Source organism: Undibacterium sp. Ji42W, from assembly GCF_049340405.1.
Taxonomy (GTDB): domain Bacteria; phylum Pseudomonadota; class Gammaproteobacteria; order Burkholderiales; family Burkholderiaceae_D; genus Undibacterium.
This window is the reverse complement of record NZ_JBMPOV010000002.1, coordinates 41569-55637: the sequence shown is the minus strand read 5'-3', so window position 1 is coordinate 55637 and position 14069 is coordinate 41569. Positions and strand designations below refer to the sequence as shown.

Annotated in this window: 11 protein-coding genes; 4 read left to right on the top strand and 7 right to left on the bottom strand. The window is 52.6% G+C overall.

Annotated elements, in window-relative coordinates:
* Window positions 1-4: 4 nt before the first annotated feature.
* Together ACO0LG_RS03590 and ACO0LG_RS03585 are read right to left on the bottom strand one after the other, a co-directional pair.
* Window positions 5-3121 carry an efflux RND transporter permease subunit gene (locus ACO0LG_RS03590; RefSeq protein ID WP_423023407.1) on the bottom strand — a complete coding sequence of 1039 codons (3117 nt, stop codon included), beginning with the start codon at window positions 3119-3121 and terminating at the stop codon, window positions 5-7.
* The gene (locus tag ACO0LG_RS03585) at window positions 3114-4265 is read right to left on the bottom strand and encodes an efflux RND transporter periplasmic adaptor subunit (RefSeq protein ID WP_423023405.1); all 1152 of its coding nucleotides are present in this window, start codon (window positions 4263-4265) and stop codon (window positions 3114-3116) included. Before ACO0LG_RS03585 ends, ACO0LG_RS03590 begins: the two co-directional genes overlap by 8 nt.
* Before the next feature lie 229 nt (window positions 4266-4494).
* Here ACO0LG_RS03585 and ACO0LG_RS03580 point away from each other — a divergent pair, with 229 nt between their 5' ends.
* Entirely contained in the window at window positions 4495-5160 is a 666-nt protein-coding gene (locus ACO0LG_RS03580) for a response regulator transcription factor (RefSeq protein WP_423023403.1), read from the top strand.
* Window positions 5160-6524, top strand: coding sequence for a sensor histidine kinase N-terminal domain-containing protein (locus tag ACO0LG_RS03575; protein WP_423023401.1), 1365 nt, complete (start codon window positions 5160-5162; stop codon window positions 6522-6524). Before ACO0LG_RS03580 ends, ACO0LG_RS03575 begins: the two co-directional genes overlap by 1 nt.
* 66 nt (window positions 6525-6590) lie before the next feature.
* On the opposite strand, the gene ACO0LG_RS03570 is transcribed toward ACO0LG_RS03575, so the two are convergent.
* Window positions 6591-7727 (bottom strand): alpha-hydroxy acid oxidase, encoded by a 1137-nt coding sequence (locus tag ACO0LG_RS03570; RefSeq protein ID WP_423023399.1) that lies wholly within the window; start codon window positions 7725-7727, stop codon window positions 6591-6593.
* A 131-nt stretch (window positions 7728-7858) separates the two neighbouring features.
* Entirely contained in the window at window positions 7859-8764 is a 906-nt protein-coding gene (locus ACO0LG_RS03565) for a LysR family transcriptional regulator (protein WP_423023397.1), read from the bottom strand.
* Between the two features lie 128 nt (window positions 8765-8892).
* Between ACO0LG_RS03565 and hmgA the strand changes: the two genes are divergently transcribed.
* Both hmgA and fahA read left to right on the top strand, forming a co-directional pair.
* Window positions 8893-10212: a homogentisate 1,2-dioxygenase gene (gene hmgA, locus ACO0LG_RS03560; RefSeq protein WP_423023395.1), complete on the top strand. Its 1320-nt coding sequence runs from the start codon at window positions 8893-8895 to the stop codon at window positions 10210-10212.
* Window positions 10213-11544 (top strand): fumarylacetoacetase, encoded by a 1332-nt coding sequence (gene fahA, locus ACO0LG_RS03555; protein WP_423023393.1) that lies wholly within the window; start codon window positions 10213-10215, stop codon window positions 11542-11544. It abuts the gene before it with no gap.
* A gap of 95 nt (window positions 11545-11639) precedes the next feature.
* Here fahA and ACO0LG_RS03550 read toward each other — a convergent pair whose 3' ends face one another.
* The 3 genes from ACO0LG_RS03550 to ACO0LG_RS03540 all read right to left on the bottom strand — a co-directional run bounded on the left by ACO0LG_RS03550 (window position 11640) and on the right by ACO0LG_RS03540 (window position 13992).
* On the bottom strand, window positions 11640-12377 hold the full coding sequence (locus ACO0LG_RS03550) for an anti-sigma factor (RefSeq protein WP_423023391.1): 738 nt from the start codon (window positions 12375-12377) through the stop codon (window positions 11640-11642).
* On the bottom strand, window positions 12377-12958 hold the full coding sequence (locus ACO0LG_RS03545) for a sigma-70 family RNA polymerase sigma factor (RefSeq protein WP_423023389.1): 582 nt from the start codon (window positions 12956-12958) through the stop codon (window positions 12377-12379). Before ACO0LG_RS03545 ends, ACO0LG_RS03550 begins: the two co-directional genes overlap by 1 nt.
* Window positions 12959-13074: 116 nt before the next feature.
* Window positions 13075-13992 carry a LysR family transcriptional regulator gene (locus tag ACO0LG_RS03540; protein ID WP_423023387.1) on the bottom strand — a complete coding sequence of 306 codons (918 nt, stop codon included), beginning with the start codon at window positions 13990-13992 and terminating at the stop codon, window positions 13075-13077.
* Window positions 13993-14069: the final 77 nt, after the last annotated feature.

Below are 14069 nucleotides of genomic sequence, written 5' to 3'. Positions count from 1 at the left end.
TTCCTTACACTGCATCCGCGACGCTGGCATCATGGTGTGCTGCAGCTTTACTGTTTTTGTTTTCCATATATTTTTCTATCAGGTAATAGAGACCTGGCAGCCATACCAGGGTCAGGCCGGTTGCCGTGATCAAACCACCCACAACGACCGTGGCCAACGGGCGCTGCACGTCACTGCCCAGGCCGTGGGCGATGGCGGCAGGCAGCAAGCCCAGGGCTGCAACGCTGGCGGTCATCAGTACCGGGCGGAAACGCTCGCGTGCACCTTGCAGCACCACATCCCGCAATGACAATTTGCCTTCGGCACGCAGGCGATTCAGGTTCGACACCATCAAAATCCCATCCATTACGGCAACCCCAAACAGGGCGATAAAGCCCACCGCGCTGGATACGTTCAGCGTCATGCCACGCAAATGCAGGGCACACAAGCCACCGATGGCACCCAGTGGCACAGCCATGAGTATCAGCGCCGGTTGACGCAGGTTCCTGAATTGTCCAAACAGCAGAATGAACATCAGCGCCACCACGACTGGCAAAATCACCGCCAGCCTGGCCTGGGCCCGCTGCTGGTTCTCAAACTGACCGCCCCAGGTAATCTGGAATTTGGAATGATCGTAGTTGACTTTGGACTCCACCTGTTCCTTGGCATCATCAAGGAAAGAAGCAAGATCGCGTCCTTTCAGCCCCAGACCGACAGTCAGGTGGCGCTTGCCCATTTCCCGTGTGATGGTGCTTTCGCCATCATCGAGACGTATGCTGGCTACCTGCGCCAACGGGATCCTGGCACCGCTGGAGGATGTCAGCATCAGGTTGCCCAGGGCATCCGGGGTATTGCGGGATTCCTTGCTAAAGCGTACACCTATGTCATAGTGGCGTTCATCAATAAACAACTGGGCGATGGGTTTGCCACCTATGCCTGTGCCTATCAGGTCGGTGATATCTGCAACGTTGACGCCATACCTGGCAGACGCAGCGCGGTCGACTTCTATGCGTATCTGCGGCAAGGGTGGTTCCTGTTCGATAATGACATTTTCTGCACCAGGTACGGCTTTCAGTGTGTTTTCTACTTCTTTGGCAATACGACGGGATTCCTTGAAATCATTGCCATACACTTTGGCGACCAGGTCACTATGGGCACCGGCAAGCTTGTCCAGTACGCCATCTATCATGGGTTGCGTGAAGCCGACATGGGTGCCGGGTAACTTCTCAAAGCGCTGCGCCATTTTTTCGATGAGTTCCTGCTTGCTCCAGCCAGATTTCCAGGTGTCATACGGGTGCAGGGTAACGCTGACCTCGATGTGGGAAGGTGTCCATGGGTCCGTGCCCTCATCATTGCGCCCCAGTTGTGTGACGATGGAGGACACTTCCTCGAACTCCATCGTGGCTTTCCTGAGTTCATCTGACATGCTGCCAGCTTTTTCCAGTGAAATCCCCGGTGGCAAAGTGACTTGCAGCCAGATCGACCCCTCATCCAGGGTGGGCAAGAAGTCACGGCCTATGCTGGCACCCAGGCCCACGACGGCGGCAAAGGCAAAGACAAAGGCTGCAATCGTCAGGCGGGGTGAGTTGACGACTTTTTCCAGGACGGGTCTATAGATGGAAGCAAATTTTTCCAGTACCGGATTATGGAATACCTTGCGCGGCTTTTTATAGGCTTCATAGGCCAGGCCGGGTATCAATACCAGCGACACCACCAGTGCGCCGAACAGGGCAAAGCCTATCGCAAATGCCATTGGGGAAAACAATTTGTATTCTATGCGCTGGAACATGAACAGCGGCAGGTAGGCAGTGATAATCACAACCATGCCGAAAAAGATGGGTTTGCTGACCTGCAAGGCGGCTGTCATCACATCTTTGGCCGTCAGGGGCTTGCCGCCATCTTCTTCAAACTTGCGCAGTATCTGCTCCATGACCACAATCGCACCATCCACCACGATGCCGAAATCGATGGAACCCAGAGACAGTAAATTGGCCGGTATCTTGAAGTGGTGCATGAAGATGAAAGCCGTCAGCAAAGACATGGGGATCGTCACCGCAACAATCAGTGCGGCACGCGGGCTACCGAGAAAAAGCAATAACACCAGCGTCACCAGCACCATGCCTTCGAGCAGGGTTCTGCCTACCGTGTGCAGGGTTGCCTCCACCAGCATGGTACGGTCCAGATAAGGCACCACCTTGACATCCTTGGGTAAGACATTCTCATTCAAATCCTTGACTGCGGCGTGCACGCCTTCCAGTACCTTGGATGGATTTTGTCCCTTGAGCAGCAAAGTGATGCCCTCTACCGTGTCAGGATTTTCATTCTTGCCGAGTATGCCACTGCGTTCCTGATTACCCAGCTTCACTTCACCCAGGTCTTTCAGCAAGACAGGCACACCGTTTTTTTGCGTGATCATGATATTGCCCAGATCATCCAGGCCGCTGATCAGGCCTATGCCGCGCACGACAAAACCTTGCTGCCCGCGTGTCAGTATGCTGCCGCCAGCACTGGCATTATTGGCATTGATGGCTTGCGTGATTTGCGCCAGGCTCAGATTATATTTACTGAGTTTTTCAGGTTCAAATTCCAGCTGGAACTGGGTGGTGATACCACCAAAATTGGTGACATCGGCCACACCCGCCACCTGTTTCAGACGTGGGATTACCTTCCAGAACTGCAGTTCGGACAATTCACGCAGGTCACGGCTCTTGGATTCCAGCGTGTAGCGATATATTTCACCTATGGGTGATGTCAGCGGGTCGAGACCGGGCTGCGCACCGTAGGGCAGGGTAACGGCGCTGATGCGCTCCTGCAAACGTTGGCGTGACCAGTAATCTTCCGTACCATCCTGGAACACGACTGTGATCAGGGACAGGCCGAAGGTGCTTTTAGAGCGCATCACATGCATGCCCGGCGTCCCCATGATTTCGCGTTCCAGCGGTATCGTGATCTGCTTTTCAACTTCTTCGGCCGCCAGGCCACTGACTTGTGTCACGACCTGGGAAGTCGTATCGGCGATATCCGGATACGCTTCCAGCGGCAACTGGTTCCAGCAGTAGATGCCATACATGGCGACCAGAATAAAGACCAGCCAGACGATGCCGCGCCGGGCGAAACTGACTTTGACGATATGTTCAATCATTGAGGAGTACTCCCTCTTTGATGACGATGCGCTCACCTGCTTTCAGACCAGACAGGATTTCCAGTTTGTCGCCTACTTGCGCACCGGTCTTGACGATGCGCGGTTCAAACACCCAGGGTGTTTTTTCTACAAACACACGGGTATTGAAACCATTCTGCACCACTGCTGACGCAGGAATGGCAGGTGCCTGATGGGCCTGGCCGTTGAGATTGACCTTGGCATACATACCAGGTTTGAAACGCCCAGCCTTGTTGTCAATCGCAATCCTGACCTTGACGCTGCGGGTATCTGCATCAATGACATCGCCGACATAACGTATTTTGCCTTCGAAGACTTCATTGTCATAGGCATTTAGGGTGATTTTGGCGGCTTGACCAGCAAACACCAGTGCCAGGTCTTTCTCGGCGACACTGGCGGTCATCCAGACAGTGGACAAGTCAGCTACTGTCATCAAAGGCGCGTTGGTGTCATTCCAGAAACCACCTTGCGCTGCACTTAATTCAATGACACGTCCGGCTATCGGAGAACGCAACTGGTAATGGTGGCCAGCACCGCCATCCTGGCTGACGCCTAGCTGTGCCAGCCTGGCTTTGGTCCTGCCCACTTCCGAGCTGGCCTGGGAGTAATCTGCTTCTGCTTGTTCATAATCCTTGCGTGCCGCAATTTCTGCATCCACTAGGTCTTTTTGACGCTGCAAGTTGCGTTTTGATAATAAAAGTGCGCTTTGTGCCTTGCTGGCATCGCTATAGGCCGTGGCAATATCGGCAGAGTCTATAGAAAACAGTACGTCGCCCACGTTGACCTTGTCACCCAGACGTTTGTTCAACTGCAATATGCGCCCTGCTACCGGGGGAACTACCTTGATGGAGGTTGCCGCATCCAGTTCTATGGTGCCGGGAATGCTGATGGCGCGTTCTACCGTCTGTTCGGTGACCGCGGCGACCACGATAGATTTCCGTAATGGCGATGTCTCAGGCAGGCGTATCCCCGCTGCTTCCCGGATCAGAGGCAACTTGGCTTCATCCGCCGCTTCTTTTTTGGATGCCGGGGCCTCTGACTTGTTGCAGCCAGACAGCAGCATGCTCAGACAGATGGGGGCGAGCAGTATGCTTAACGTATGCAGACTGGTATTGTTCTTATTCATTTCCACCTCAAGGGAATTCACCTGACAGCAAAGCAAACTAAAGCAGCCAGGTGTTTGCCGCAGCAAATAGTCAATTACAAATTTTGAGGCAGGATAGCAAGGCATTCTGTCGTCAACATGACAGGAGGCTGACAATAAGCTGACAATCAAAAATAAGTGAGAGCAGGCTTGGAACAGAGATCAAAGAGGTAGAATATCCAGGTTGTTCATATGCTCATTCGGATATTTTATGCATGTCTTGTTGGTTGAAGATGACACCGTGATTGCGGATGGCATCTCCAAAAATCTCAAAGCCCACGGTATGGTGATTGACGTCGTCCATAATGGTCTCGATGCGCTCGCAGCATTGCAGCGTTCAGAAATTTCCATCATGGTGCTCGATATCGGTATTCCTGGCATTGATGGTTTTGAGGTTGTCAGACGCCTACGTAGTCAGAATGCTCATTTGCCAGTGCTGTTGCTGACAGCAAGAGATTCCATCCAGGACCGTGTGCACGGGCTGGAATTGGGAGCCGATGATTATCTGGTCAAACCCTTCGCTACACCAGAATTGGTGGCGCGCATCAAGGCCCTGGTCAGACGCAGTTCGCCAGAAGCCACGGCCATGCAACTGGCGGGACTGACGCTGGACCAGACTGCCAAGCGCGCCCGCGTGAATGGCCAGACAATTGAATTGTCGGTACGTGAATGGGCTGTGCTCGAATATTTGATGTTGCAGGTCGCCCGCGTGGTATCCAAGCAGCAAATCATTGATGCCATCCTGCCGTGGGGTGAGGACATCACGCTGAATGCGGTCGAAGTCTATGTCTCACGCATACGCAGCAAGATTCTTGATGCCGGTGTCACCATCAGGACGATCAGAGGTTTTGGCTATATGCTGGAGAAAACCAGTTGATGAATGCCAGCATACGCCTGCGATTGCTGAAATGGCTGATTGCCCCTTTGTTGATCACCAATATCCTTGGTGCCATCCTGATTTATCGCCTCGCCTGGGGGCCTGCCAATGCCGCTTTCGATGAAGGACTGACAGACACGGCCTGGGCACTGGTGCCAAGGTTAAAACTGGCCAGTGCTGATGTCGCCATTGACTTGCCACCGCAAGCTGAACAAGTTCTGCGCGTTGGTCATTTTGACCCTATTTATTTCATCGTCAGGAATGCGGCAGGCAAAACTATCGCAGGTGATGCTGATTTTCCATCCTTGCACACATCTGAACAACTGAATGAACCCCTGGCCTATGACGGCATGATGCGCGGCGGTGGAATACGCGTTATTTCACTCAAGGCCATGGTGGATGGCAAGCCAGTCTTCATCGGCGTAGGTGAAACCCTGAGGCGCAGGAATAATATCCGTTCCGAGATTTTTACCACCCTGTTGCTGATGGAAGGCTTGCTGGCAGTCATGTCCATCCTCATTGTCTGGTTTGCGGTGTCAAAAGGGCTGTTGCCTTTGAAGAAAATGCGCGCTGACCTGGATTCGCGCAGCTATGATGATTTGTCCCTGATTGACGTAGAACATAACGCACTAGAATTACAGCCATTGGTAATGGCACTCAATGATTTGCTGAGTAAAGTGCAGGTAGGCGCCGCTGCACAGCGTGATTTTGTTGCGAATGTGGCGCATCAACTGAGAACACCACTGGCTGGGCTGAAAATGCAGATCGAATGGTTGCAGCAGCGCTATGTGGCGGATGAAGAAACCAGTCGCTCCATAGAATTGATGCTGTCATCGAGTGAGCGCGTGATACGACAGACCAACCAGTTCCTGTCACTGGCAAGAGCAGAGCCCAGCCAGTTTGTGGAAGCCTATCTTGAGAAGGTAGCACTGGATAAGCTGGTGGAAGAGGCGATACAGCACTTCATAGAAGAAGCCGACAAAAAAAATATTGACCTGGGTTTTGATTTATCACCCGGCGATATCATGGGAAACCGCTTTTTGTTGCGTGACCTGATTGATAACCTGATCGATAACGCGATTCGTTATACCCCGGCACAGGGAACCATTACTGTCAGTTGTCTGAGTCTGCAAGACCAGGTACTGCTGAAAGTCGAAGATTCTGGCCCTGGCATTGCGCCTTCAGATCAGGAGTTGATCTTCAACCGTTTTTATCGTATCAGCGATCAGTCAAATGGCAGCGGCCTGGGGTTGGCCATCGTCAGGGATATTGCAACAGACCATAAGGCAGAGATCAAGGTGCTGACCGGCAGCCAGGGACAAGGAACGATTTTTGAGGTGATATTTCCTCGGTATAAAAACTGAAGCGCAACGCGTATTGTTTTATACCGGGTGTTGCCATAAAGTCCGTATGACTTAAGCACGTATGACTTAAGCGCGTATGATGTTCGATGCATTGACTTCACGGATGTCTTTAGTCCCCGTCAAAGCCATGCTGACATCCAGTTCCTTTTGCAGGATTTCGAGCATGGTAGTTACGCCGGCTTCACCCATTGCACCCAGGCTATACAAAAAGGCACGACCTATCATGCTGCCTTTGGCACCAAGGGCGGTGGCTTTGAGTATGTCTTGTCCTGTACGTATGCCACCGTCAAACCAGACTTCGGTCTGATGACCGACCGCATCGACGATTGCTGGCAGTGCCTGTATCGATGACATTGCACCGTCCAGCTGACGGCCACCGTGATTGCTGACAACGATAGCATCAGCACCGGCAGCGACTGCCAGCCTGGCATCTTCCACATCGAGTATGCCTTTGAGTATCAGCTTGCCACCCCATTCCTTCTTGATCCAGGCAACATCATCCCAGCTCAGGGTAGGGTCGAACTGGCTGGCTGTCCATTGGCTCAGCGTGACTATGCCGTCGCCGCCCTTGACGTGACCTACCAGATTACCAAAAGTCTTGCGGCCAGTCAGCGCACGCAAGGCCCAGGCTGGTTTGGTGGCGAGGTCGATGACGTTTGCCAGGGTCAGCTTGGGTGGTACCGACATACCATTTTTCAAGTCTTTATGACGTTGTCCCAAAATCTGCAAATCCAGCGTGAGCACCAGAGCCGAGCATTTGGCGTTCTTGGCCCTTTGTATGAGTTCTTTGACAAAGCCGCGATCGCGCATGACATACAACTGGAACCAGAAAGGCTTGGTGGTCACAGTGGCGACATCTTCTATTGAGCAGATGCTCATGGTCGATAACGTGAAGGGTATGCCGAATTTTTCTGCCGCTATCGCTCCCAGCATTTCACCATTGGCCCATTGCATGCCTGTCAGCCCGGTCGGTGCTATTGCTACCGGCATGGCTACTTCCTGGCCTATCATGGTGGTACGGGTAGAACGGTGTTCAACATTGATGGCGACGCGCTGCCTTAACTTGATGGCTGCCAGATCGCTGGTATTGGCCTTGTAAGTCGATTCTGTGTAAGAGCCGCTGTCTGCATAATCATAAAAAGCTTTTGGGACGCGCTTTTTGGCGAGCAGGCGCAGGTCTTCTACACAGGTAATGACAGGCATGGGTTTACTCCGGCTAATTAAACAATACGGCAAGTGTAGAGGATAAGCGGAACGCCATGGCGGAAAAGCTTTCAGACTTATGATGAAGGATTTTCAGCATCATTTTTATCTGAGACGATGAAATGGCCCATTCACTCAAGAAAATGATCAGATATCAGACTACGCATCCACTGATTACCTGCATCCTGATTGTAGCGCCTGTGCCAGAACATATTGGTTTGCAGGGCAGGCAAACGCAAGGGTGGTTTGACATAACGCAAACCAAACGGTGCGGCAGCACGCTCGGCCAGTTTTTGTGGCACCGTCACCAGCAAATCATTACAACTGACTATGTATGGAACAGCAACAAAATGCGGTACACGCAAATGGCTGGCTGCACTGATGCCTGCCTTTTCAAGGCTTTGGTTGACTTTGGCATAAGGGTTTTCCCTGGATGCAACAATCAAATGACGTGCAGCCAGAAAATCCTTCATGTCCAGCTTGTCTGCTGCCAGCGGGTGGTCTTGACGGAACATGCAGACATAATTTTGCCGGAACAGGCGGCGTTGGTACCAGGCATCTGACAAATGATCAAACGCACCTATAGCCAGATCAACACGACCTGATTCCATTTCCGTTTTTAAATCGATATCACTTGCGCGCACAGTGGATAACTGTACCTGCGGTGCCTGAGTATGCAAGTGCTCAGCCATTATGGGCATGAAATATACTTCACCGACATCGGTCATGGCGATGGTGAAATGGCGTTTGCTGCTGGCAGGGTCAAAATTTTCCTGACGATTCAGCGCCTGGGTGATATGCGTAAGTGCCAGTGCCACAGGTTCTGCCAGTTGCTCTGCCAGCGCCGTAGGCTGCATACCTGTTGCCGTTCGCACAAATAATTCATCATCAAAACTGCGCCGCAGCCGCGCCAGCGCGTTGCTGACCGCTGGCTGTGATAAGCCCAGCTTGCGGGCGACGGAGGATATTTGGCGGTCTTGGTAGACTTCCTGGAAGACCACCAGCAGGTTCAAGTCGATGTCTTTGGGTTCCAGCATCAGTGTCCAATATCATTGTTGAGTATTATTGATTTTATGAATGTAGTACATTTTTGTATTTATATCGTAAAACCGGGTGCTTTGCATTAAAGTTCAAGTCTGTTCAATCAAGAATGGCAGGATCAGCTATGAGCAAGCATGACGAAAGAGAAGTTCAACTGCAGTACCAGACCGGTTTTGCGAATGAATTCGCGACCGAGGCATTGCCTGACGCCTTGCCCAAGAGCCAGAATTCCCCCCAGAAGTGTGCCTATGGTCTGTATGCCGAGCAAATCTCTGGCACGGCGTTTACCGCACCGCGCCATGTGAACCGCCGTTCCTGGGTATACCGCATACGCCCGGCTGCCATGCACCAGCCTTTCCAGCAAGCCAGCAATGGCCGCATGACAAATGATTTCGGCGCGACACCAACAACGCCAAATCAGTTGCGCTGGGACCCTATGCCTTTGCCGACCGAAGCGACAGACTTTATTGATGGCTGGATGACCATGGCAGGCAACGGTTCTGCCGATGCCCAGACTGGTTGTGCCATTCATGTTTATACGGCTAACCGTGACATGACGTCACGTTTCTTTTATGACGCCGATGCCGAGCTGCTCATCATCCCTCAACAGGGCCGGCTGCATATCCGTACCGAAATGGGTCTGCTCGATATAGAGCCGCAAGAAATCGCCGTGATACCGCGTGGCGTGCGTTTTCAGGTGCACCTGCCAGATGGCGAGGCCCGTGGCTATGTCTGTGAAAACTTCGGTTCGATATTGAAGTTGCCGGACCTTGGCGTCATCGGCTCCAATGGCCTGGCCAATCCACGAGATTTCCAGACTCCGGTTGCCTGGTATGAAGACAAGGAAGGTGATTTTGAATTGCTGGCCAAGTTCAGCGGGAATCTGTGGTCGGCAAAAATTGGTCATTCACCTCTGGACGTTGTCGCCTGGCATGGCAATTTCGCGCCTTACAAATATGATTTGCGTCACTTCAATACCATAGGCTCTATCAGTTACGATCATCCTGATCCATCCATTTTCCTGGTCTTGCAGGCAGCCAGTGATACGCCGGGTGTGGATACCATAGACTTTGTGATTTTTCCGCCACGCTGGCTGGCCGCTGAAAACACTTTCCGCCCACCCTGGTTCCACCGCAATATCGCCAGTGAATTCATGGGCCTTATCCATGGTCAGTATGACGCCAAATCTACCGGCTTCCGCCCCGGGGGGGCCAGCTTGCACAATTGCATGAGCGGCCACGGCCCGGATGCGCCGACTTTCGATAAGGCATCCGCAGCAGATACCAGCAAGCCTCATAAAGTCGATGATACGATGGCATTCATGATAGAAACGCGTAATATCATCAAACCTACCCGCGCCGCCATGGAAGCGCCGCAATTGCAGGCTGACTATTATCAGTGCTGGCAAGGTATCCAGAAAAATTTTAATCCGGAGCAAAAATAAATGACGGTACAACTTAACGAAACCCATGATGTAGGCTTGCGCAGCTGGGTAGCACCCGCGAATCAGGCTGACACGGATTTTCCCTTGCAGAATTTGCCATACGGGGTGTTCCGTCGTCAGGGCAGCAACCAGGCATTTCGCATCGGTATTGCCATTGGTGACCAGATACTTGATCTGGCTGCCGCCCATGCTGCCCATGCTTTTGCAGGTTATACCGAATTGCAGGGCGGGCATTTCAGTAATGCCGTCAATGCCAGTAACCTGAATGCCCTGATGGGTCTGGGTGCACCAGTGTGGTCAGCATTGCGCCTGGCCCTGTCGCGAGTCTTGCGTGAAGGTGCAAATCTGCAAGGAGCATTGCAAGCTTGCCTGCTGGCACAAAGCGCGGCAGAATTTGCCTTGCCTGCACAGATTGGTGACTACACCGACTTTTATACTTCCGTACATCATGCAACGGCGGTTGGTAAATTGTTCCGCCCGGATAATCCTTTACTGCCGAATTACAAATGGTTGCCTATCGGCTACCATGGCCGTGCATCATCTATCGGCGTATCAGGCCAGCAATTCCGCCGCCCGGTAGGTCAGACCAAACCGCCGACTTCTGATACGCCACTGTTTGGTCCTGCCAAGCGCATGGATTATGAAATGGAAATCGGCATCTTCGTCGGCCCCGGCAATGCACTGGGCGATGTCATCAATATGGACAAGGCAGAGTCGCATATCTTTGGCCTGTGCTTATTGAATGACTGGTCAGCGCGCGATGTGCAGGCGTGGGAATACCAGCCGCTAGGCCCATTCCTTGCCAAGAATTTTGCCTCCACCATTTCCCCCTGGGTAGTGTCGCTGGAAGCACTGGCACCCTATCGTCATGCCTGGACCCGCGATGCAGAAGACCCACAACCCATGGCTTATCTGGATGCCCCAGATTTGCGTGACAGCGGTGCCTTTGATGTACAGCTTGAAGTCTTATTGCAGACCGAAAAAATGCGTGAAGCAGGTGCACCTGCCGAGCGTTTGTCCCTGTCGAATTTCCGCCATTCATACTGGACGATCGCGCAACTGATTACCCATCATACTGTCAATGGTTGCAACCTCAATCCTGGTGATTTGCTGGGCTCGGGCACGCAATCTGGTCCTTTGGCAGAAGAAGCCGGTTCCCTGCTGGAACTGACCGAAGGTGGCAAGAAGGCACTGACTTTCAGTAATGGTGAGCAGCGCATTTTTATGGAAGATGGTGATGCCATCATCATGCGCGGCTGGGCACAGAAAGAAGGTTGTGCGCGGATAGGCTTTGGTGAGGTGGTGGGGACTTTGTTGCCAGCCAGGACGTAAATTTTCGATTGACTTTGACTTTCTGCAAATAATAAAACGGGACTTTTCAGTCCCGTTTTTTTCATGCCAATTAAGCCAATCAATTGTGGTGTTATTTAAATCTGCACCCAGTTACCCTTGAATATAATCGGCCCAGATGGTTTCTCAGGATTACCCGATCCACCTTTTGGTTCCAGCGTCACTGCCAGCAAAGGCACGCTGTCTGCGGTCATGTCTTTAGGCATGGGCAGGGTGATGATTCCTTTGTCTGCCACCAGGCCCAGCGATTTGACTTTGCCATCCTTGCCCACTGCCCATAGTTCCAGGCTCTTGTCAGCAGCGATGTTTTGCGCTGTCACCATGCGTATCTGTAACTGGCCGCGTTTGCTGTTGCCGGTAATCACTGCGATAGCCTGTGCCTTGTCATCCGACAAAGTGGCGACATAATTGGTTTGTGGCGTTGCCTGCTGTTGATCCGCCTGTTTGCTCAGCAATACAGATACCAGCACCACGGCGGCGGTGGTTGAGAACATGCCCAGGCCGCGCCAGAAGGCCAGGTCTTCGCGCAATTTGCCCCAGTTGCGCCAGTAGGCCCATGGGTCTTTGGTGGTATTCAGGTTCAGGCGTTTTTCCAGTGCTGGCCAGACTGCTGCCGGCGCTGTTACAGCAGGTGTAAATTCTGCCATGGGCACGAGGTGTGCTTCCCATTGGCCGACGACCTGGCGCAGGGCTGCATCTTGTTTGAGCCAGGCATCAAAGCGGCGGCGTGCGCCACCGCGCAGGGTGCCCAGCACATATTCAGAGGCCAATTTTTCCTGCAGACCTGGATTATTTTTTATCTGGTGCAAATTCATCATGCCTCCAGACGTGTGAGGCAGGTGCGCAGCTTGTCGAGCCCGCGCCTGATCCAGGTTTTTACCGTACCTATCGGCAGTTTCATGTGTTCCGCCACTTCGCTATGTGACAGATCATGGAAAAATGCCATCGCCATTGCCTGCCTGTGCAAACCTTCCAGACGTGACATGCAAGACGCCAGTGCTTTGGCATCCTGTGTCAGTTCCAGCGTCTGTGCTGGTGTCGGTTCAGTGCTTTCCATGGCTTGCATGATTCCCATATCAAAATTATCAGCATCGATTTCTACATCGTGATCAACACGACGCAGGAGATCGAAAGCGCGATTGCGTACGATCGTTGTCATCCAGGTCATAGGTGCAGCCAGACCTGCCTGATAACTAGCGGCATTATTCCAGATGTTGACAAAACTTTCTTGTAAAACCTCTTCTGCCAACTCACGCTTAACTAATATACGCAACGCGAAGCCAAACAGTTTCGCTGAAGTGGCGTCATACAGAAATTTAAATGCCTGAGCGTCTTTGCGGGCGACGGCGGCTAGCCAGTTTTGTAACTGGCTGGTATCCAGAGCGGCAGTGGGCAATTGCTTTCCAATCTTGGCTGTCGGTTATATGAAGGGCTTACGTGCCAGGAAACGCTGACGCAGGTGCAGCTTATCTGATTTTAGTCGATTTCCAGTTTGTAACGCAGTGTACGATATCAGGACTTACGATTTTCTGCATGCATAAACAGAGATGGATGTTGTTCTGCATATTCGCGCAACAGGTTCCACACCACGCGCACCCGCTGCAAACGATACAGGTCGCTAGGAGCAGCCAGCCAGTAAGAGCGCTCGGTAAAGAAGCTGTCTTGCAAAACCGGCACCAGAGTACCGCTGGACGGTATGGCATAAGGCGGTGCCATGATCAGGCCCATGCCAGCTGCCGCAGCTTCACATTGCGCCATCATGCCAGTGCAGCACAAGCGCCTTTTTGGCGTAAAGCCCAGTTTGTCGAGGAAATTGAGTTCATTGCTGGCCAGGCGGTCTTGTACATAATCGACAAATTCATGCCCGGCCAGGTCGGTTTCACTCAGGATGGGGGGATGGCGGGCCAGATAGTCTGGTGATGCATATAAATTCAGGCGGAAAGTCGCCAGACGGGTAAACACATAGCGCCCGGTATTCGGTGGGTCCAGCATGACACCGAGGTCTGCCTCACGCGTAGCCAGGTTGGCAAAACGCGGTTGTACCAATAAGTCCACACTCAGTTCGGGATGGTCTTTCAGCAAATGCACCAGCAAAGGGGCAATCACCAGGGTACCAAACATTTCCGGCACGCCGAGGCGTACGACACCATGGGCAGAGACACTGGCTGCGCCTAACTGATCAGTCGCTGTCAGGGCGGCGCTTTCCATGGCTTCGGCGTGGGGGAGCAGGGCATGTCCCATCTCGGTCAGCTCATAGCCTTCGCGGCTGCGGTCAAACAGGGTGGAGCCTAGCTGACTCTCCAGCCGGTCTATGCGGCGCGCTACTGTCGTATGTTCAACGCCCAGACGACGGGATGCTCCAGACAGCGTGCCAGCGCGGGCAAGCTCCAGAAAGTAACGCAGGTCAGTCCATTCAGGCATGCTATTCATGCGCTAATTGTGCATCAATTGTGCGACAAAGCACATACTGCAACAGCTCATTCTCCATTTCTGCTTTGCAAGAAACC

Coding starts and splice junctions, on each gene's coding strand:
- ACO0LG_RS03580 (WP_423023403.1), top strand. CDS start 4,495: ATGCATGTCTTGTTGGTTGAAGATGACACCGTGATTGCGGATGGCATC.
- fahA (WP_423023393.1), top strand. CDS start 10,213: ATGACGGTACAACTTAACGAAACCCATGATGTAGGCTTGCGCAGCTGG.
- ACO0LG_RS03575 (WP_423023401.1), top strand. CDS start 5,160: ATGAATGCCAGCATACGCCTGCGATTGCTGAAATGGCTGATTGCCCCT.
- ACO0LG_RS03570 (WP_423023399.1), bottom strand. CDS start 7,727: ATGCCTGTCATTACCTGTGTAGAAGACCTGCGCCTGCTCGCCAAAAAG.
- ACO0LG_RS03540 (WP_423023387.1), bottom strand. CDS start 13,992: ATGAATAGCATGCCTGAATGGACTGACCTGCGTTACTTTCTGGAGCTT.
- ACO0LG_RS03550 (WP_423023391.1), bottom strand. CDS start 12,377: ATGAATTTGCACCAGATAAAAAATAATCCAGGTCTGCAGGAAAAATTG.
- ACO0LG_RS03585 (WP_423023405.1), bottom strand. CDS start 4,265: ATGAATAAGAACAATACCAGTCTGCATACGTTAAGCATACTGCTCGCC.
- ACO0LG_RS03590 (WP_423023407.1), bottom strand. CDS start 3,121: ATGATTGAACATATCGTCAAAGTCAGTTTCGCCCGGCGCGGCATCGTC.
- hmgA (WP_423023395.1), top strand. CDS start 8,893: ATGAGCAAGCATGACGAAAGAGAAGTTCAACTGCAGTACCAGACCGGT.
- ACO0LG_RS03565 (WP_423023397.1), bottom strand. CDS start 8,764: ATGCTGGAACCCAAAGACATCGACTTGAACCTGCTGGTGGTCTTCCAG.